Consider the following 19,016-nt stretch of genomic DNA (forward strand, 5'->3'; position numbering starts at 1 on the left):
AGTCTTTTCTCCTTGTTGTCTTTTTAAGCATTCTCTTCGGATGTATGGAACAGTGCATTTACAAACTGGTCTGCATCAAATTTCTGCAGATCGTGGATGCTCTCGCCCACGCCGATGTATTTGACCGGAATATCAAGCTCGGACTGGATGGCAACGGCGATACCGCCCTTTGCAGTTCCGTCCAGCTTCGTCAGAATGATACCGGTGACATTTGCCACTTCCGCAAACTGTCTTGCCTGCTGCAGCGCATTCTGGCCCGTGGTACCATCCAGCACCACCAGCGTTTCCAGGTATGCCTCTGGGTACTCTTTTTCCAGAATCCGGTAAATCTTGTGGAGCTCTTCCATCAGGTTCTTCTTGTTGTGAAGTCTTCCTGCCGTATCACAGATCAGCACATCCGCATTTCTGGCTTTTGCCGCTGCGACTGCATCGTACACGATGGACGCCGGATCTGCTCCGTTCTGTCCGCCGATGATATCCACGCCGGCGCGGTGCGCCCACTCCGTGAGCTGCTCGCCTGCCGCTGCACGGAACGTATCTGCTGCCGCAAGAACAACCTTTTTGCCCTGATCCTTCAGAAGGCCGGCCAGCTTTCCGACGGAGGTCGTTTTTCCGACTCCATTGACACCGATCACCAGCACTACCGATTTCCGGTTTTCAAATTCATAGGCTGTATCGCCTACATCCATCTGTTTTTTGATGCTCTCGATCAGAAGCTGTTTGCACTCTGCCGGATCGGTAATGTGCTCTTCTGCCACCCGCTCTTTTAAGTGGTCAATAATTTTGGTCGTTGTATTGATGCCGATATCTCCCATGACGAGAATCTCCTCGATCTCCTCATAAAAATCGTCATCAATATTGGAATAGCCGCTGAAAATAGAATCAATTCCAGCTACAATGCTGTCTCGGGTCTTCGTCAGACCGTTGACAAGACGTTTGAAAAAGCCTACTTTCTCCTCCGCCATACCGTTCGCCTCCCTTTATCTTTTCTATCTTACTTCTTTCGTATTGTATCTTATTCGTTTCTATTTGTCCAGTTCTCCCTCGATCAAATCGACAGAAACAAGGGTAGAAACACCCTTCTCCTGCATCGTGATGCCGTACAGACGGTCTGCCGCCGTCATCGTACCGCGCCTGTGGGTGATGACGATGAACTGGGTATTTTTTGTCAGCTTATGCAGATACTGTGCAAAACGCGTTACGTTGGAATCGTCGAGCGCCGCCTCGATCTCGTCAAGTAAACAGAACGGGGACGGCTTTAAGTTCTGGATTGCAAAAAGCAGCGCAATCGCGGTCAGTGCCTTCTCGCCTCCGGAGAGCTGCATCATATTCTGCAGTTTCTTTCCCGGCGGCTGGGAAATGATGCGGATACCTGCCTCGAGTACATCCGTGTCCTCCTCGAGTTCCAGCGTTCCCTTTCCGCCGCCGAACAGCTGGCGGAACACGCGGTCAAACTCTTTCCGGATCTCCTCGAATTTTTCCGTGAACTGCTTGCGCATACCGGCATCCAGCTCATCGATGATGCCCTGCAGTGTCTCTGCCGCCTTGACAAGATCGGTGTGCTGTGCATCGAGAAAGGCGTGGCGCTCCGAAATCTCTTTGTACTCCTCAATCGCATTCACATTGACAGAGCCAAGCTTCCGGATCGCATCTTTTACTTCCAGCACACGCCGCTTTAATTCACTACGCTCCGGAATCTCCTCCATCTGGAACTCTCTTGCGTGGCCCGGTGTCACTTCGTACTCTTCCCAGAGATACGAGGTCTGTGCCTCTTTTGTCTCCTCCAGCTTTTCTTTCTGGCTGTTCAGACGGAAGCACTCTTTGTCCATCAGGGAAATCTGGTCGGAGAGCTGATCCCGCTTCTCGAAAAATTCTTTGTGATCTGCGCTTAATGCTTCTTTTTTCTCCTGCAGTTCCACAATCCGGCGGTCTTCCTCTTCTTTTGCCTGCACTGCTGCTGCAATCGTCTTCTGGATCTCCACGATGTCCTGCTGTTTCCTTTTGACATCGTCTTTTTCCTCCGCCGCTTTTTCCAGCATGGTGCGGCTTTCCGCTTCCAGTTTTCCCGTCTCTTCCTCAAGACGGCGGATGTTCTGGGCAAGGAATCCATCCTTCTGGGACAGATTTGCGTAATTTAACCGGATTTCTTCAAGATCCTTCGTATATTCTGCTTCCCGGCGGCGAAGCCCTGTAAGCGCCTCCTGTGCCTTCTGGATATTCTCCTGCAGCGTGCTTTCCCGCTCCACCGATTCCTGCATTTCCTGACCGATGACTTTCCGGTTCCGCTCAATCTCGGCGATCTGATTTTCAATCTCGAGACTCTCCTTCTGAAGCGCTTCAAAATCCAGACGGATTTCCGTCTTTTTCTCGCGCGCTTTTTCCAGATTCAGGCGCACCGTATTCTGCTCGATGTACTGCCGCTGCAGTTTTTCATTCAGCTCGGTGCGGAGATCACGGATTTCATTCCGCTTATTTTTCTTCTCTTCAAGTTCCTGCTGGATTTCCCGCAGTTCCTTCGCAAGACCCTGTACGCTCTTTTCGAGTTCCTCAATCTCACGCCGTCTTCCGAGCAGGTTGCTGTTGTTCCGGAACGAACCTCCTGTCATGGAACCGCCCGGGCTCAAGAGCTCGCCCTCGAGGGTTACCATGCGGAGCGTCTGACGGTATTTCCGCTGAATCACAATGGCATGGTCGATCGTGTCGACCACCAGCGTTCTTCCAAGCAGCTGTGCCACAAGGCCCTCATACACCGGGTCGTACGAAACAAGTGCATTTGCCACACCAAGCACACCGGTTTCTCTTGCCGCATCCTCATTCACCTGCGTTTTTTTCCCGCGCATACTGGTGAGCGGAAGGAACGTCGCACGGCCGAAATGGCCCCGTTTCAGGTATTCAATCAGGTATTTCGCCGTCGCCTCATTGTCGGTGACAATATTCTGAATGCTGCCGCCAAGTGCGGTCTCGATCGCCGTCTCGTACTTTTTCTCCGCCTGCAGAAGATCCGCCACAACGCCGTGGATGCCGGGATTCCGGTCTTTCTGCTCCATGACCTTCCGAATACTGTTTCCATAGCCGTCGTACCGCTCGGTGATGTTCTTTAAGGATTCGAGCCTTGACGCTTCTCTGTGGTAATTGGTCTGGCCGGCTTCCATCTCTTTCGTCTGGTTCGAGAGATCCGCCGTCAGCGCGGTAATCTTCTGATCTGCCTCCTGGTACTGCTGTTTCAGGCTGCTTACCGTCTCTTCGAGCGCTTCAAACGCGTTCTGCAGTTCTTCCATCTGCCCGTTCTGTTCGGACTCGCTCGTCTTTAAATGCAGCACCCTCTGGCTTAATTCTGCCTTTCGGATGCCGATCTGCTCGAGCATCGCATCGTAGCGCTGCATTTTTCCCTTCGTGGAACCCCGCTGGTTCAGAAGGCCGATGACTTCGCTCTTATCCTGTTCACTCTGCAGCTCGACTGCCTGGATCTGCCCCTGGCATTCCGAGAGAGCGGCCTCTTTCTCACTCTTTTCCGTCTCTGACGCAAGAAGTGCTTCATGAAGCCCGTCCTTTTCTGCCTGATATGTATTTTTTTCTGCCGTCTTTGTGCGGCTCTCCGCGCGGATCGCCTCCAGACGTTCTCTTAATGTGTCGCTGTTCCTCTCCGATGCATGAATCTGCTCATTCAACACCTCGATCTGGTTTTCGAGCTGCTGACGTTTCAGTGCATTCTCCCCCGCCTGATCGCGCGCAGAAAGAATCGTCTGGTCCAGTTTTTCCTGCTCCTGTTCCAGCTTTTCATACTCCTGCTTCGTATGCTCAAAAGCCTCTTTCGTGCTCTTTAACTGCTCTTCTGTAATCCGGTACCGGTCTTCTACTTTCGCGAGATCGTTCCGGATGCGCTCCATCTCGAGCAGAAACATATTGATATCGAGGAGCTTTAATTCCTCTTTCTTCTTTAAATAAATCTTTGCCGTCTCAGACTGGCGTTCCAGCGGCTCTAACTGCCTTGTCAGTTCCGAGAGAATGTCGTTGACGCGCACCAGATTCTGCTGCTCTTCCGCCAGCTTCTTTTCGGTCACGGCCTTCCTTCTCTTGAATTTGACAATTCCTGCCGCTTCGTCAAACAGCTCCCGGCGCTCTTCCGGCTTACCACTTAAAATCTTATCAATCTGACCCTGTCCGATGATGGAATAGCCTTCTTTTCCGATACCGGTATCGTAGAACAGCTCGTTGATGTCCTTTAACCGGCACGATGCGCCGTTCATCAGATACTCGCTCTCACCGGAGCGGTAGAGCCGTCTCGTCACCGTGACTTCCTCGAAATCGACATTCAGCTTGTGGTCGGAATTGTCGAGTGTAATTGCAACCGACGCGTAGCCGAGCGGCTTTCTCGTCTCGGTTCCGGAGAAAATAACATCCTGCATATTTCCGCCGCGGAGCTGCTTGGCGCTCTGTTCGCCGAGCACCCAGCGCACCGCATCGCCAACATTGCTCTTTCCACTGCCGTTCGGCCCTACAACGCCGGTAATACCGTCGTGGAACTGCAGAATGGTTTTGTTGGCAAACGACTTAAATCCCTGCATTTCAATGGATTTGAGATACATAATTCACCTACGCTTTTTTTCTGGCAAGAATTGCATCGTATGCCGCTGCCTGTTCTGCCGCTTTTTTCGTTCTGCCCTTTCCGGTACCGAGCGCTTTCTTTCCGACGCTGACCTGTGCCCAGAAGCTCTTGTCGTGATCCGGTCCCTCTTCTTTTAAGATGGTGTAAACAATCTCTTCATCCGTCTCACCCTGGATCAGCTCCTGCAGAATCGTTTTGCTGTCGTAGAAAAGCTGTTTGTGTTCGATATCGTTTAAGATATAGTTCAGAACGAACGCTTTTGCCGGTTCAAAGCCGCCGTCCAGGAAAATCGCACCGATCGTTGCCTCCATAGCATCCGAAACGATGGAATCGCGGTGACGGCCGCCGGTTGCCTCCTCGCCCTTTCCAAGGAGCAGAAAGCTGCCAAGGTCAATCTCACGGGCACAGAATGCCAGTGCCGGTTCACAGACGAGGCTGGCGCGTTTTTTCGTCATCTCGCCCTCCGGGAGACGCGGGAATGTCTTGTATAAAAATTCGCTGGATACAACTTCCAGCACGGCATCTCCTAAGAACTCCAGACGCTCGTTGCACTCCAGGCGCTCCATATGGTGCTCATTTGCGTAGGAAGAATGGCGCATCGCCATCTCCAGCAGTCCGAAATCCTGAAATTTATACTGGATCTTCTTTTCCAAATCCACGAGTTTATCAATATTATTCATAACCTGTTTTAAGCCTGTCCTTCCTCATAGTTACCGTTTGCAGGTGTTCTGCGGACGGTAACAAAGGGGCTGTCCTGTAGCAAACAGCCCCTTCGCCATTTTCTATTATTCTGCCAGTTTCTTTTTGATCGCTTCCACCGCATCCTCAACCGATACGATGTGCTCTGCTTCTTCTGCTTCGATCTGGATATCAAATTCTTCTTCAATTCCCATCACAATCTGAAATACATCCAGGGAATCCGCTCCCAGATCATCTGTAAAGGTTGTCTCCATGGTTACTTCATTCGGATCTACGTTTAATACATCCGCAATGATCTCCTGTAATTTCTCAAATTCCATCTTTCGCTGCCTCCCTGCTGCTCTTATAGTCTGCCAGATGCTCCTGCACTTTCTGCGGAATCTTCTCCTCGCTAAATGAAATGCACTGGAGAATGGAATTTTTAAATTCGTTGGCTTTTGAGCTTCCGTGCGTTTTTACAACGAGTCCTTTTAAGCCAAGCAGCGGTGCTCCGCCGTACTCACTGGCATCAAAAGACTTCAGTGTCTCTTTCAGCGCCGGTTTCACAAGAAGGGCTCCGATTTTACTGCGCAGAGATGTCATCATGCCCTGTTTTACCTTGGAAATCAGGGTCGCGCCGACGCCCTCATACAGCTTTAAGATAACGTTTCCGACAAACGCCTCACAGACAACAACGTCTGCGGCTCCGTTTGGAATTTCTCTTGCTTCGATACTGCCGACAAAGTTGATATACGGGTTTTCTTTCAGAAGCGGATACGTCTCTTTGACGAGCGCGTTTCCTTTTTCTTCTTCCACACCGATATTCACGATTCCCACACGCGGATTTTTAATGCCGACAACGTGTTCCATATAGATGGAACCCATCATGGCAAACTGCACCAGATGGGACGGTCTTGCATCAACATTCGCACCGCAGTCGATCAGAAGGGATACACCGTCTTTCGTCGGGATCAGCGGAGCCAGCGGCGGGCGCTCTACGCCCTTGATGCGTCCTACGATCGTCTGTCCGCCGACCAGGACTGCTCCGGTGCTTCCGGAGGAGACAAACGCGTCTGCCTCTCCGCAGCGCACTTTTTTCATGCCGACAACGATCGAAGAATCTTTTTTGTGGCGGATCGCATTGACCGGCGGCTCTCCCGTCTCAATGATCTCGGTTGCCGGAACGATCTCAACCCGCTCCTTCGGGTACGTATATTTCTGCAGTTCTTTTTCGATGACATCCACCTGGCCGACCAGCTGGACTTTGACACGTTCATCTGCGTTTACGGCCTCAACGGCGCCTTTTACCGGCTCCACAGGCGCATAATCGCCGCCCATCGCGTCCACTGCAACTCTGACTAAGTCACTCATGTTTTTTCCTCTTTTCTCTTTTCTAAAGCGCGTTTGAAAACTCTTTTTCTTTCAAAAAACCGTTTTCAACCACGCTCTAAAAGCACTCATGCAAGTGCTGTATTAACTATACTAAACTCCTTTGCAAAAATCAAGCACAAATGCCCATCCGCGCTTTCTCCTGTATTCCAAAAAAGCGGGTGGATTTATCTTTCCAAAATCCACCCGCTCTGTTTTATCTTATTTTTCTTAAGAAACCTTGACTCCGCTCGAATTCATCTCATGACCGTCTATGGTTGTATTCCGTGCCATGACACCGGTATCCGGATCCAAATAATATTCCTCACCATCCTGCGTGAACCAGCCGGTCTGCATCTGACCGTTGTCCGCCAGATAATACCATTCTTCTCCGCTCCAGTACCATCCTGTCACCATGTATGAATTTTCATCAAACACGTACCAGTAGCCGTCGATATTCTGCCAGGTATTGGTTGCATAGCTTCCATCATTATTCTGATACTGCCATCCGTTTTCATTCTGAACCCATTTCCCTGCCGGAATTACCGTAACTTCTGTTACTGTACTCGTCGCCATGGAAACGGTATTTCCAACCGTGTTTGTTGCCACAACGTAATAGTAATCTTTGCCCTCCGCCGAAGTATCGACCTGGTATGTCACTTCTGTTGCGCCTTCAATCGGCGTTCCTCCGCCGTTGGAATTTACGTTGTTCTTATACCACTGATATGTTACTGTGCCTTCTCCCGTTATTCCTGCCTCACAAGTCAGCTTTCCAGATGTATTTCCAACGGGAATCTGCAGGCTCTCCACCGGATTTACCGAAAAAACCGGCTTTTCCAGATTGGCATCTACATGAACAGCATCGCTGTCCTCTTTTGAAATATCTACACTGGCCGAAGACGAAACCGTCGTCTCAGTTCCCATCATTTTATCCATCAGACTGTCTGTGGAACATCCTGAGAGGAATACTACACTGCACATGCATGCTGCCAGAAATATGATTCGTCTATTCTTCATATGCTTTGCACTCCTTTTTTATAATTGTTACGAAAATGTTGCAATATTGTTTCAATTCTCACCGAGACCATTATAGCACATCACGACACACCACGTCAAATCTTTTATATGACGCTTCCAGACAACCCGCAGAGACAACAAAAAAGCCCCCGGTGACGGGAGCCTTTTGCTGCATTGCACATCGGAACTGATTCCGATTTATGAATATTAGTCCATTGCAACGACTTCTTTTTTGTTGTAAGAACCACAAGCTTTGCAAACTCTGTGCGGCATCATAAGAGCACCACATTTGCTGCATTTTACAAGGTTCGGAGCAGACATTTTCCAGTTTGCTCTTCTCTTATCGCGTCTTGCTTTGGAAGATTTATTCTTAGGACAAATGGACATAGTTACACCTCCTTAAATTTGCTGAATATATCTTTGATTGCAGCCATTCGGGGGTCTAGCCCTGTGGTATCACAATCACAGGTCTGAATATTCAGATTCGCACCACAACGGCTGCAGATTCCTTTACAGTCATCTTTACACAGCACTCGAATCGGCCATTGGACTATGAGCTCATTACGAACCAGTTCTTCCACATCGAGCTCGTCTCCCTCCACAAACGAAGAGTCCTCTTCTTTTTCCTCGCGTTCTTCCTCCGACAGATTCAGATCAATCTGCAGATCGAACTCGAGCTGGAATGGAGTCGCTACCGGTGTCAGGCATCTTGCACATGGAATCTCCATTGTAAGGTCTGCGCTGCCGGTGATCGTGATCACACGATTGCCTTCATGCGTAAGGCCAAGGATAACAGGATGTTTTTCGATTACCCGATAGTCCTGCCCGCCGATCGAAAAAGTTTCGGATGTAAGCGGAATTTCATACTTTTCGGACTTTCCGTCCTGCGCAAATAACTTGGTCAGACTGATTTTCATATTGTTCTCCTAATCACACTTTACCAATTATACCCGGGAAGGTAAGAATTGTCAACTGCTTTTTGAATTATTTTTTATTTTCCTTTTACTAACTCTACAGTCTCCTCGCAGATTGCGATTTCCTCGTTGGTCGGGATCACGCATGCTGTAATCTTGGAGCCTTCTTTGGTGATGATCTTCTCAACGCCGCGGCAGTTATTTGCCTCAGAATCGAATTCCAGACCCATGAACTCAAATGCTTTGCAGATGGTCTCACGAAGTGGAATAGCGTTCTCTCCAAGGCCTGCGGTGAAGGTGATCACATCTACGCCGCCCATAGCTGCGATGTAGGAACCGATGTATTTGATAATGCGGTAAGCGTATGCTTCCAGACAGTTGATGGCATCCTGATTACCTGCCTCTGCTGCTGCAGATACATCACGGTAATCGCTGGAGATGCCGGTCATGCCGAGCATACCGGATTTCTTGTTCAGAATGTTCAGAACCTCGGATACGGTCAGGTTCTCTTTGTTGCACAGATACTCAACAAAAGCCGGATCGATATCTCCGGAACGGGTTCCCATGATCACACCTTCGAGCGGGGTAAGGCCCATGGAGGTATCTACACATTTGCCGTTCTTTACAGCGGAAAGGGAAGCACCATTTCCCATATGGCATACGATGATCTTCAGATCGTTGTAGTCTTTGCCAAGGAACTCTGCGGTTCTCTTGGATACGAATTTATGAGAAGTTCCGTGGAAGCCGTATTTACGGATTGCGTATTTCTCATAGTACTCTTTCGGAATACCGTACATATATGCTTTCGGAGGCATGGTCTGATGGAATGCGGTATCAAATACTGCTACGTTTGGAACGCCCGGCATCAGTTTCATGCAGGCATTGATTCCCATCAGGTTTGCCGGATTGTGCAGAGGACCGAGGTCAGCGCACTCCTCGATTACTTTGATTACTTCGTCATCGATGATAACAGAGTTTGTGATCTTCATTCCGCCGTGCAGAACGCGGTGTCCGATGGCATCTACTTCTTCCAGGCTCTTGATGACGCCGCTCTTCTCGTTTACCAGAGCGTCCAGAACCATCTGGATTGCCTCTACGTGTGTCGGCATTGCTGCTTCTGTTACCTCTTTTTCGCCGTTCTTTGGCTCATAAACGAGGCGTCCGTCGATACCGATTCTCTCACAGAGTCCTTTTGCCAGGACGTCACGGTTATCGTAATTGATCAGCTGGAATTTCAGAGAGGAACTTCCGCAGTTTACTACTAATACGTTCATTTCTAAATTCTCCTATTTTAAAAGTCTTATTAAAACTTCTGGCCGGCCTGTTCTCCGCAGCCGGCCAGAAAACCGCTTGTAATTGGTTTTATTTCGTGCTTACTGTGCCTGGCACTGTACAGCAGTGATTGCTACAACACCAACGATATCCTCTGCGGAGCATCCACGGGACAGATCGTTGACTGGAGCTGCGATACCCTGCGTCATTGGGCCGTATGCTTCTGCTTTTGCCAGTCTCTGTACCAGTTTGTATCCGATGTTTCCGGCATCCAGATCCGGGAAGATCAGAACGTTTGCTTTTCCTGCTACTTTGCTGTCCGGAGCTTTGGATGCACCTACGCTCGGAACGATTGCTGCATCAAGCTGCAGCTCGCCGTCGAGAGCGAGATCCGGGTTTGCTTCTTTTGCAATTCTGGTAGCCTCAACAACTTTGTCTACATCAGCATGTTTTGCACTTCCTTTGGAGGAGTGGGAAAGCATAGCAACTCTTGGCTCGTTTCCGGTCAGCATGCGGTAGGACTCTGCGGAAGACTCTGCGATTGCAGCCAGCTCTTCCGGATTCGGGTTCTGGTTCAGACCGCAGTCACCGAATACGAATACACCGTCATCGCCGTACTCGCAGTCCGGAACTACCATCAGGAAGAATGCGGATACGAGTTTTGTGCCCGGTTTGGTCTTTAAGATCTGCAGGCATGGACGAAGGGTATTTGCGGTAGAATGGCAGGCACCGGAAACAAGTCCGTCTGCATCTCCCATTTTAACCATCATAACGCCATAATATGTATAGTCATTCAGGATGGTCTCTCTTGCTTTCTCCGGAGTCATGCCTTTCTTTGCACGAAGCTCTACCAGCTTATCTACATAAGCCTGTGTTTTCTCGTTTTTCTCTGGATCTACAATAGTAGCTTTGGAGACATCCAGTCCCTCGCTGCCTTTCTTTACTGCCTCTTCGCTTCCGATGATGATCAGATTTGCAAGGTCCTCTTTCAGGATCTGTGCAGCAGCCTCATATGTTCTTCTGTCTTCTGACTCTGGCAGTACAATTGTTTTTTTGTCTGCTTTTGCTCTTGCTTTAATTGTGTCAATAAATCCCATGATCTTTTGACTCCTTTCGATAAATTTACTCGATATTCTCATTGTAGTACGCTTTTTGCCCTTTCGCAAGTATAAAATTCAAAACAACTGGACAAAAAATCCAAAACGGAGGAATTCTTGCATTCCTTTTCTGTTTTTGTTACGATAGGGCTATGTGATCCGCGGTTCCTCTCTGTTTGGAATCGTGCTATTTTTTTCGAAAGAAGGTACGTTTTATGACCATTACCGCAGTCATTGCAGAATATAATCCTTTTCATAACGGCCATGCTTATCAGCTGGCAAAAGCCAGGGAACTGACCGGGGCGGACTATCTTGTCGTGATTATGAGCGGCGATTTCGTCCAGCGCGGCGCACCTGCGATTCTTGACCAACATGACCGTGCGGAGCTGGCGCTTCTTGGCGGCGCGGACCTTATCTTACAGCTTCCGTGTCACTTTGCACTCGGCAGTGCACAGCATTTCGCACGCGGGGCGGTATCGCTTCTTACTGCGCTTGGCTGCGTCGATTTTCTCTGCTTTGGCAGTGAATATGGAGACACGGCGCCGTTTCTGGAACTCGCTGATGTTCTGCTCCACGAGCCGGAGGAATACCGCGAGCTGCTCTCCGGTCTGCTTCGGAACGGACTTTCCTTCCCGACGGCGCGCGCACAGGCACTTTCCGCTTATTTTTCTGACAGCGCTTCCTTCTCTTCGCTTTCAAAAGAAGAACTTGATACCTTTTTAAAAGAACCAAACAATATTTTAGGCATTGAATATGTCCAGGCACTTCTGCTGTCACAAAGCCGCATTCGGCCGGTAACGATCCGCCGGGAGGGCAGCGGCTACCACGAAGGAGCGCTTTTCACACAGGCACTCCCTTCTGCTACAGCAATGCGGAATCTTCTTTTTTCCAATCCGCATAAGGATCCGGAACTGTCCGCGCTCGCCTCCTGCATGCCGGAAGCAGTCTATCCCGCTTTCCAGGACGCCGTCACCGCACACGGCCTGCTTTCCAGCGATGATTTCAGCCTGCTCCTCGCCGCGCGGCTCCTCACAGAAACGAAGGAATCCCTTTCCTCTTATCTTGATCTTTCGCCGGATCTTGCCAACCGCATCCTCCGCCAGCGCCACGCATGCTCCTCATTCTCGGAGTTCGCCCTGCAGCTCAAAACAAAAGAGATGACCTACACCCGCATCAGCCGTGCCCTGATGCATCTGCTTCTGAACCAGAAAACATTGTACCCGGCCGGCTATAACCGTGTTCTCGGTTTCCGAAAAAGTGCCGGTGCATTGTTAAAAGAGATTAGAAGACGTTCTTCTCTGCCGCTCATTGCCAAGGCAGCCGACGCCCCGCGGCTTCTTACCGGCGATGCACTTGCCGCCTTTGAGAGCGATATACAGGCCTCTCTTTTTTACGAGACTGTCCGTTCTCACAAAACAGGGACACAGTTCGTCCATGAATACACAAAAAAGCTGGTTCTGTTATAGAACCAGCTTTTTTCCAGCAGCAGCATCATCTGCTGCTGTGGAACTGTATAGTCCTCCACAAACAGGAAAACATTTTTTGTATCTGCACTTTCTCTTGTAAAGTCAAACTGCATGAAACGCATCTCACCATTCAGTATAAAATTGATCATAACATGATGCATGATGTGTTCTGCTGTTCCCTGTGTGATTGCTTCCATCGTCATCTGCTGTTTTATCCGATTAAGATCATCTATATTGCCAGATGCATAACGCATGAGTATCTTCAAAATCAATGTACAGGATTTCTATATAATGATTTTTAAGAGCTTTTTCATATATTGCAGCCTGAACCGCTTTCTCCAACAACTGAATTCCTCCTTGTTTTCTCATGTACTATTAATGCTTCATAGCACTCCCGCTATAAATTACTTTCATCAGTAATTCCACATCAACAGGCTTAGCAACATGTTCATTCATCCCTGCTTCTTTTTCCCTTATTCTGTCCTCCGTGAACGCATTTGCTGTCATTGCAATGATCGGTATTTTCTTTGCATCCTCTCTGTCCAGAGACCTAATCATCTTTGTAGCTTCATAACCATTCATGACCGGCATCATAATGTCCATAAGAATGACATCAAATTCACCAGGTTCACTATTTCTGAACAGTTCAACAGCTTCCTGACCATCCCATGTTTTTGTCACGTCGGCACCTTTTTTCTTTCAGGAAATCCTCTCTTAGCTGCCCGCCGTTTTCTGTTTCCATTTTAATATTTGTACTCATTTGTCTGGCACTTTCAATGGCACGGAGGAGACTTTTGGATTCCGAAGATTCATTATAATGGGTGTAGTGGAACACTGCACTTTCACATAGTTTACAATCTCCACCATTCTTTTCTCTGCTTCTGCTTTTTCTGCGTGGAAGAAATAAAACAGAGAGACTACAGCTACACAGATTCCTATCAGACCGCCGAGCAGCTGGATCCGTTTTTCTCCACCTCCAGATACTTCTGGGGATCATCCAGGTATTTTTCAATGATTTTCAGGGATGTGCCATCCAGACGCATCTCTTCCTGTGTCTGGCCCATCTGCTCACAGATTCCCCTGTCATCCTCTTTTGCAAAAGCAACGCCTATTCCGGTGATCATCAGAGGCTCTTCCAGGATACGGCAGCTTGCATCATAATCCTTCCTATACTGAACGATAGATTCCTCGTGTGCAGCAACCGCATCTACATATCCTTTTCCCAGAAACGTATAGATCAGCTCCCGGTGTCCCAGGATGATCAGATTTCCCAGCTTTGGGATCCTCTCATCCGTCCGGTTCAGAAAGATGCTTTTCGGTTTGGTTGTGGACTGGACAGCGGTAATCGTCAAGACGTCCTTCCATAGAAAAAACAGCCCATGATACAATCAATCTCGCCGCTCTCCACCAGTTCTTTTTTCTCCTCCCAGTTGATCTGGACAACCTTCACCTGTTATCCCATTCTTTTGAATGCTTCCGTAGCCAGTTCTACATCAATTCCTGTCGGTACACCATCCTCATTCAGATAATTGTATGGTGGATAGCTGTCGCAGCCGAGAGTAATAACAGGCTTTTCGGTTTCTTCTTTCGTGTTATCTGTGTTTTTGCACCCTGCCACGGTGACTGCTAAAATTCCAATTACTATAGTTCTTCTTAATTTCAATGAATGATTATGTTTTTGCGTTTACTACCCCTTTTTGTCAGCAGTTTTGTGATCGCTCTTTTTAATTGCGGAATATCAATCGGCTTTCCAATATGTTCATTCATCCCGGCCTCCAGACATGCTTTCCGATCTTCCTCAAAAGCATTTGCCGTCATGGCAATGATTGGAATCTTTTTGGCATCTTCACGTTCCAGCATACGAATTGCTTTTGTTGCTTCCAGCCCATCCATGACCGGCATCATCACATCCATGATGATGACATCATACTCATCCAACCTGGAATTCTGAAATATTTCAAATGCCTCTTTTCCGTTTTTCGCTTCTGTAATGTTCAGATGCTCCTCCTCCAGGATTGCATGGGCTATCTCCATATTAATGACATTATCTTCAACAAGAAGCACCCGTTTTCCTGACAGATCCATATCCTGTGAGTAGCTGTCCTTCTGTGAATCATTATTTTCAGCCAAATAATCTATTTCAAATGGAACCGTAACCGTAAACGTGCTTCCTACATTTTCTTCGCTTTCCAGTTCTATCGTTCCACCCATCCGTTCAACAATATCTTTGACAATCGAAAGTCCCAGACCGGAGCCACTGAATGTTGTAGTTGACTGTTTGCCTTCCTGCGCAAAAGCATCAAACGCATGTTTTTGAAATTCTTCACTCATACCAAGACCGGTATCTGAACATACAAACTGAAAAACAGCTATATTCCCATCATCCGATAATTCTTCGCAATGAACATTCACTGTTCCATGAAAATGATTGTATTTAATCGCGTTGGAAGAAAGATTCATTAAAACCCTGCTCAGATGTACCGGACTTCCAATCAAATATCTGTGGCGGATTGTGCTTGCTTCCACGCCGCCTTCAAATCTTACACCATTCTCATAAGCACTCATTGCAACAACCGTCAGATTATTCCTTAACAGTTCTGCCAGATCAAAGGATTTATGTTCCAACACAAGGGAACCGGATTCCAGTTTGCCGATATCCAGGACATTGTTGATCAGATTTTGCAGATAATCGGCGGACTGAAGTACCTTCTTCCTGCATTCCCTTAACTTGACCACATCATTGTTATATTTTTCAGCGATATGGATCATCCCCACGATTCCGTTTAGCGGTGTACGGATATCGTGGCTCATACGCCGGAGAAAGGCTGTTTTTGAAAGATTCGCGCGATGAGCATCTTCCATGCTTTCCTTAAGCTGTTTCTGATACATGAGTTCCCGTGATTTTTCTTCCGTAATATCTCGTACGACATAAAGCACATCCACAGCGTTTCCATGTGCATCTCTGCTCTTTACAATAAATCTGGCCAGCCGCCATTCTCCGTTTACTCCCATAAATTCAATCGAAACAGAATTCGTATTACGAAGTCTCTCTGTCAATGTATCAAAGTCAAGAAACTCCCGGTATTTTTCTCTCTCTTCCTGGGCGGCAAATGCTGTTGGAAGTCTTTCCATAACATCATCAATTTTCCCCTTTTGTCCAAGGATTTTTTGCACAAGGTCATGGCCTTTCAAAAGCTCATATGTCCGCTCTTTAACATTGGCTTGTACGATTGTTACATACAACGTAGCAATTGCGGCAATAATCTCTGACCTCTTTGTCGCCTCATCAAGAGCCTTTTTCAACAGTACCGTACTTTTCAGATTTTCCCTCACACATCCAAGATGTCCGCCAACATCAGACAGCAGTGTAATGGAAATCTCATTCTGCCTCAAATCAGGATTATCTACCCCGATGAATCCATTCATCTGATGATTGGCATAAATCGGCACCGCAATCAAGGAACATATTTCCTGTGTTTTTAACAATTCATATTCTTCCGGTTCAGAATTTTTTGTCGCTTCCAGATCATGAATCACGATTACTTCCTTGTTTTCAAATCGTTTCACCCAGTTCGGCATCGAACTGACCGGGATTGCCTGAAGGTTATCTATCTCTGGTGCCACTCCATCGGCACACCATTCAAATGTATTGCTCAGACTGTCCTTCTGATCGGTTTCCCAGTCAAAAACATATACCCGGTCTGCCCCTGTATAGTTTCCAATCGCCTGCAACAAAGAGTGAATGATTTCTGACAGCTCCTGCTCATTTTCCACCTGATCCATAAGCGATATCTGATGCAGGATCGTGTCCATACTATGTAATTTTATTTGATAGAGTTCCTGAATCTCTTTTGTTTTCATTTTCTATCCCCCCCTGCAGTAAAACTATTATGGTTACGTCTGTGAAATAACACCGTAAGAAAGGATCCTGCTACGGCAGGATTCTCCGCTTAAACTTATGCAAAAAAACTGGTTTTATTATACTCTAACACTTTACTGCACACAAGAAAAACATTACCTTTTAGCGTTAAAAGGCAAAAAAAGAACAGCAACTGTGCCAAAAGTTCCAGTGATGTGTATCAAAAACGGAAATGGACTTTCGGCAGATATATTTTCTTCTGTTTCTCTGTCTTCAGGATCAGATGGAGGAACTGACAAAACAGACACAGACCCGCAATGATAAGATGCAGCTGATGATGGAACAGATCGTGCTGTCCAATAAGAGCAGCCAAAAAGAAAAAACAGATCGGCAAAAAGAATGAAAACAGCTTCCAGATGCCATATCCAGATGTTACCGCTTTGTGCCTGAAAAGTCGAAGTTGAGGAACATCATATTTTGGAGATCTGAAGATCGCAGGGTGCTGGGTACATTACAGGCGCAAGTTCCATGAGGCACTGGAGGTCATACCGAAAGATCTGAGGAAACAGTCTGTTTTGTACCTCATCATGAACCAGATCCGTGCGATTTACCGGGAGGAAGGAAAGCTTTCCGGTCTTTCATCAGACGAACGGACTGCCCATCGACTTTTACATAATAAATTCCGCTGATCCATTTAGATTCCTGCAGCGCTCCGTTCTTATCCATGTAATACCATTTTCCACCGATCTTCTGCCAGCCAGTCTGCATTTTGCCGTTTTTGTTCAAATAATACTTTGTGTTTTCTATGGCGGCCTTCACATCCACATCCGCAGAGGTATTGCTAGAACAACGGCTGCTACCGCTGAAGTTCCCCGTAATAATTCATTTTTTCTTACACTTTTTATGGGTTGCAAGTAAAATTATCAGTATGTAATATATCATACTATACATTCCTTAAAATTACTATTTTTATTTGCGCAGATGGTAAAAAAGCCGGCAGCGATCCTTTCCATTCAGGATCACTGCCGGCTTTTCAGCTGTCTTTTTAGTTTTTAAACGAATGAATCGGTGCCGGGATTCTTCCGGTGCGGTTGACGAATGCCTCGCAGGAGAAGTTGTTGACCGGCATGATCGGTGCATAGCCGAGGAGGCCGCCGAATTCTACGGTCTCGCCCACGCCTTTTCCGATGACCGGGATCAGGCGGACTGCCGTTGTTTTCTGGTTGACCATACCGATGGCAAGCTCATCTGCGATGATTCCGGAGATGGTCGATGCTTTCGTGTCTCCCGGGATGGCGATCATATCAAGACCTACGGAGCAGACACAGGTCATTGCCTCGAGTTTTTCAATGGTCAGTGCGCCGTCGTTGACTGCGTTGATCATACCCTGATCCTCAGAAACCGGGATGAATGCGCCGGAGAGACCGCCGACATAGGAAGATGCCATAACACCGCCCTTTTTCACCTGATCGTTCAGAAGCGCCAGCGCCGCTGTCGTTCCCGGTGCACCTGCGTGCTCGAGGCCGATCTCCTCAAGGATATCCGCAACGGAATCTCCGATCGCCGGAGTCGGTGCCAGGGAAAGGTCAATGATACCAAACGGAATGTTCAGCCGCTTGGAAGCCTCCTGTGCAACGAGCTGGCCGACACGCGTTACCTTAAATGCGGTCTTCTTGATCGTCTCGCAGAGTACCTCAAAGTTCTCGCCACGTACTTTTTCCAGAGCATGTTTGACAACACCAGGACCGGAAACGCCGACATTGATGATGGCATCCGCCTCGGTTACGCCGTGGAAAGCGCCTGCCATGAACGGGTTGTCGTCCGGTGCATTGCAGAAAACAACGAGTTTTGCGCATCCAAGGCAGTTGTTCTCTTTGCTTGCCTCCGCCGTCTTCTTAATGATCTCACCCATCAGTTTGACAGCATCCATGTTGATACCGGTTTTGGTGGAGCCAAGGTTGATGGAACTGCAGACAAAATCCGTAACAGCCAGTGCCTGCGGGATAGAACGGATCAGAAGCTCATCTGCTGTCGTCATACCTTTGCTTACCAGAGCGGAATAGCCGCCGAGGAAATTGACGCCGACTTCTTTTGCCGCACGGTCCAGAGTCTGTGCAATCGTCACGAAATCCTCCGGCGTTCTGCAGGCTGCTGCGCCGACTAAGGCAATCGGGGTAACGGAAATTCTCTTGTTTACAATCGGAATACCGAACTCGCCCTCGATCTCCTCACCTACGGAAACCAGATTTCTGGCAGTCGTCGTGATTTTGTCGTAGATTTTGCGGTTCAGCTTGTCAAGATTGGAGTCGATACAGTCCATAAGACTGATTCCAAGGGTAATGGTACGAACGTCCAGATTCTCTTTTTCGATCATCTCGTTCGTTTCCTTTACTTCAAACAGATTTATCATGTCGTTTTTCTCCTTCGCTTTAGATACGGTGCATCATATTGAAAATATCTTCATGCTGGCAGCGGATGACAACGCCGATGGAACTTCCAAGCTTCTCCAGATCTTTTGCAAGCTCTGCGTTGGATTTCTCGCTCTTGGAGACGTCCGTTACCATCATCATGTTGAAATATCCCTGCACAATCGTCTGAGAAATGTCTTCGATGTTTACCTGGTTCTCTGCCAGATAATTACATACCTTTGCGATAATGCCCACGGTGTCCTTGCCTACGACAGTGATAATTGTCTTCTTCATGTTTCCATTCTCCTTTTTCTGGTTTTATGTCAAAGCC

Annotated in this window: 17 protein-coding genes and 2 pseudogenes; 2 read left to right on the forward strand and 17 right to left on the reverse strand. The window is 47.9% G+C overall.

What is annotated here, in order from left to right; translation table 11 throughout:
• Window positions 1-23: 23 nt before the first annotated feature.
• From ftsY to pta, 10 genes are all read right to left on the reverse strand, one after another.
• Window positions 24-965, reverse strand: a complete 942-nt coding sequence (ftsY, locus tag DWX32_RS13730) for a signal recognition particle-docking protein FtsY (RefSeq protein WP_022462735.1) — start codon at window positions 963-965, stop codon at window positions 24-26.
• Window positions 966-1,025: 60 nt separating this feature from the next.
• Window positions 1,026-4,586, reverse strand: coding sequence for a chromosome segregation protein SMC (gene smc, locus DWX32_RS13735; protein ID WP_117510309.1), 3,561 nt, complete (start codon window positions 4,584-4,586; stop codon window positions 1,026-1,028).
• 7 nt (window positions 4,587-4,593) lie between these two features.
• Entirely contained in the window at window positions 4,594-5,286 is a 693-nt protein-coding gene (gene rnc, locus DWX32_RS13740) for a ribonuclease III (protein ID WP_055228392.1), read from the reverse strand.
• A gap of 105 nt (window positions 5,287-5,391) precedes the next feature.
• On the reverse strand, window positions 5,392-5,625 hold the full coding sequence (acpP, locus tag DWX32_RS13745) for an acyl carrier protein (RefSeq protein ID WP_117802558.1): 234 nt from the start codon (window positions 5,623-5,625) through the stop codon (window positions 5,392-5,394).
• Window positions 5,615-6,655, reverse strand: a complete 1,041-nt coding sequence (gene plsX / locus DWX32_RS13750; protein WP_117802559.1) for a phosphate acyltransferase PlsX — start codon at window positions 6,653-6,655, stop codon at window positions 5,615-5,617. Before plsX ends, acpP begins: the two co-directional genes overlap by 11 nt.
• Before the next feature lie 228 nt (window positions 6,656-6,883).
• Window positions 6,884-7,669, reverse strand: coding sequence for a hypothetical protein (locus DWX32_RS13755; protein WP_055218872.1), 786 nt, complete (start codon window positions 7,667-7,669; stop codon window positions 6,884-6,886).
• Between the two features lie 207 nt (window positions 7,670-7,876).
• Window positions 7,877-8,056, reverse strand: coding sequence for a 50S ribosomal protein L32 (gene rpmF / locus DWX32_RS13760; protein ID WP_022462729.1), 180 nt, complete (start codon window positions 8,054-8,056; stop codon window positions 7,877-7,879).
• Window positions 8,057-8,058: 2 nt separating this feature from the next.
• Window positions 8,059-8,586 (reverse strand): YceD family protein, encoded by a 528-nt coding sequence (locus DWX32_RS13765; protein WP_055267341.1) that lies wholly within the window; start codon window positions 8,584-8,586, stop codon window positions 8,059-8,061.
• Between the two features lie 74 nt (window positions 8,587-8,660).
• The gene (locus DWX32_RS13770; protein WP_022462727.1) at window positions 8,661-9,857 is read right to left on the reverse strand and encodes an acetate kinase; all 1,197 of its coding nucleotides are present in this window, start codon (window positions 9,855-9,857) and stop codon (window positions 8,661-8,663) included.
• 99 nt (window positions 9,858-9,956) lie between these two features.
• Window positions 9,957-10,952 carry a phosphate acetyltransferase gene (pta, locus tag DWX32_RS13775; protein WP_022462726.1) on the reverse strand — a complete coding sequence of 332 codons (996 nt, stop codon included), beginning with the start codon at window positions 10,950-10,952 and terminating at the stop codon, window positions 9,957-9,959.
• Window positions 10,953-11,167: 215 nt separating this feature from the next.
• Between pta and DWX32_RS13780 the strand changes: the two genes are divergently transcribed.
• On the forward strand, window positions 11,168-12,418 hold the full coding sequence (locus DWX32_RS13780; RefSeq protein WP_117805083.1) for a tRNA(Met) cytidine acetate ligase: 1,251 nt from the start codon (window positions 11,168-11,170) through the stop codon (window positions 12,416-12,418).
• Here the strand turns inward: DWX32_RS13780 and DWX32_RS13785 are convergent.
• The 4 genes and pseudogenes from DWX32_RS13785 to DWX32_RS13800 form a co-directional block, all read right to left on the reverse strand.
• A complete protein-coding gene (locus tag DWX32_RS13785; RefSeq protein ID WP_147342484.1) occupies window positions 12,361-12,672 on the reverse strand; it encodes a hypothetical protein in 312 nt (103 codons plus the stop codon). The genes DWX32_RS13780 and DWX32_RS13785 overlap by 58 nt on opposite strands.
• A gap of 121 nt (window positions 12,673-12,793) precedes the next feature.
• Window positions 12,794-13,099: a response regulator gene (locus tag DWX32_RS13790; protein ID WP_416388356.1), complete on the reverse strand. Its 306-nt coding sequence runs from the start codon at window positions 13,097-13,099 to the stop codon at window positions 12,794-12,796.
• Window positions 13,100-13,356: 257 nt separating this feature from the next.
• Window positions 13,357-14,081, reverse strand: a pseudogene (locus tag DWX32_RS20900) (substrate-binding periplasmic protein).
• Window positions 14,078-16,279 (reverse strand): hybrid sensor histidine kinase/response regulator, encoded by a 2,202-nt coding sequence (locus tag DWX32_RS13800; RefSeq protein WP_118660313.1) that lies wholly within the window; start codon window positions 16,277-16,279, stop codon window positions 14,078-14,080. The pseudogene DWX32_RS20900 and the gene DWX32_RS13800 overlap by 4 nt, the downstream one beginning before the upstream one ends.
• Window positions 16,280-16,759: 480 nt before the next feature.
• Between DWX32_RS13800 and DWX32_RS13810 the strand changes: the two are divergent.
• Window positions 16,760-16,942, forward strand: a pseudogene (locus DWX32_RS13810) (IS66 family transposase); the annotation flags it as partial.
• Here DWX32_RS13810 and DWX32_RS20905 read toward each other — a convergent pair.
• The 3 genes from DWX32_RS20905 to DWX32_RS13825 form a co-directional block, all read right to left on the reverse strand.
• Window positions 16,863-17,102, reverse strand: a complete 240-nt coding sequence (locus tag DWX32_RS20905; RefSeq protein WP_438267032.1) for a hypothetical protein — start codon at window positions 17,100-17,102, stop codon at window positions 16,863-16,865. The pseudogene DWX32_RS13810 and the gene DWX32_RS20905 overlap by 80 nt on opposite strands.
• A 220-nt stretch (window positions 17,103-17,322) precedes the next feature.
• Entirely contained in the window at window positions 17,323-18,687 is a 1,365-nt protein-coding gene (locus DWX32_RS13820) for a PFL family protein (protein ID WP_055267333.1), read from the reverse strand.
• A gap of 19 nt (window positions 18,688-18,706) precedes the next feature.
• On the reverse strand, window positions 18,707-18,979 hold the full coding sequence (locus DWX32_RS13825; protein WP_118601355.1) for an ACT domain-containing protein: 273 nt from the start codon (window positions 18,977-18,979) through the stop codon (window positions 18,707-18,709).
• Window positions 18,980-19,016 lie beyond the last annotated feature (37 nt).

Source organism: Blautia sp. AF19-13LB, assembly GCF_003479105.1.
Taxonomy (GTDB): Bacteria; Bacillota; Clostridia; order Lachnospirales; family Lachnospiraceae; genus Fusicatenibacter; species Fusicatenibacter saccharivorans.

What these genes read in the sequence shown, in the direction of transcription:
- DWX32_RS13770 (WP_022462727.1), bottom strand. Translation starts at nt 9,857, where the DNA reads ATGAACGTATTAGTAGTAAACTGCGGAAGTTCCTCTCTGAAATTCCAG.
- DWX32_RS13785 (WP_147342484.1), bottom strand. Translation starts at nt 12,672, where the DNA reads ATGCGTTATGCATCTGGCAATATAGATGATCTTAATCGGATAAAACAG.
- DWX32_RS13800 (WP_118660313.1), bottom strand. Translation starts at nt 16,279, where the DNA reads ATGAAAACAAAAGAGATTCAGGAACTCTATCAAATAAAATTACATAGT.
- DWX32_RS13755 (WP_055218872.1), bottom strand. Translation starts at nt 7,669, where the DNA reads ATGAAGAATAGACGAATCATATTTCTGGCAGCATGCATGTGCAGTGTA.
- DWX32_RS13780 (WP_117805083.1), top strand. Translation starts at nt 11,168, where the DNA reads ATGACCATTACCGCAGTCATTGCAGAATATAATCCTTTTCATAACGGC.
- DWX32_RS13765 (WP_055267341.1), bottom strand. Translation starts at nt 8,586, where the DNA reads ATGAAAATCAGTCTGACCAAGTTATTTGCGCAGGACGGAAAGTCCGAA.
- rpmF (WP_022462729.1), bottom strand. Translation starts at nt 8,056, where the DNA reads ATGTCCATTTGTCCTAAGAATAAATCTTCCAAAGCAAGACGCGATAAG.
- smc (WP_117510309.1), bottom strand. Translation starts at nt 4,586, where the DNA reads ATGTATCTCAAATCCATTGAAATGCAGGGATTTAAGTCGTTTGCCAAC.
- rnc (WP_055228392.1), bottom strand. Translation starts at nt 5,286, where the DNA reads ATGAATAATATTGATAAACTCGTGGATTTGGAAAAGAAGATCCAGTAT.
- ftsY (WP_022462735.1), bottom strand. Translation starts at nt 965, where the DNA reads ATGGCGGAGGAGAAAGTAGGCTTTTTCAAACGTCTTGTCAACGGTCTG.
- acpP (WP_117802558.1), bottom strand. Translation starts at nt 5,625, where the DNA reads ATGGAATTTGAGAAATTACAGGAGATCATTGCGGATGTATTAAACGTA.
- pta (WP_022462726.1), bottom strand. Translation starts at nt 10,952, where the DNA reads ATGGGATTTATTGACACAATTAAAGCAAGAGCAAAAGCAGACAAAAAA.
- DWX32_RS13825 (WP_118601355.1), bottom strand. Translation starts at nt 18,979, where the DNA reads ATGAAGAAGACAATTATCACTGTCGTAGGCAAGGACACCGTGGGCATT.
- plsX (WP_117802559.1), bottom strand. Translation starts at nt 6,655, where the DNA reads ATGAGTGACTTAGTCAGAGTTGCAGTGGACGCGATGGGCGGCGATTAT.
- DWX32_RS13820 (WP_055267333.1), bottom strand. Translation starts at nt 18,687, where the DNA reads ATGATAAATCTGTTTGAAGTAAAGGAAACGAACGAGATGATCGAAAAA.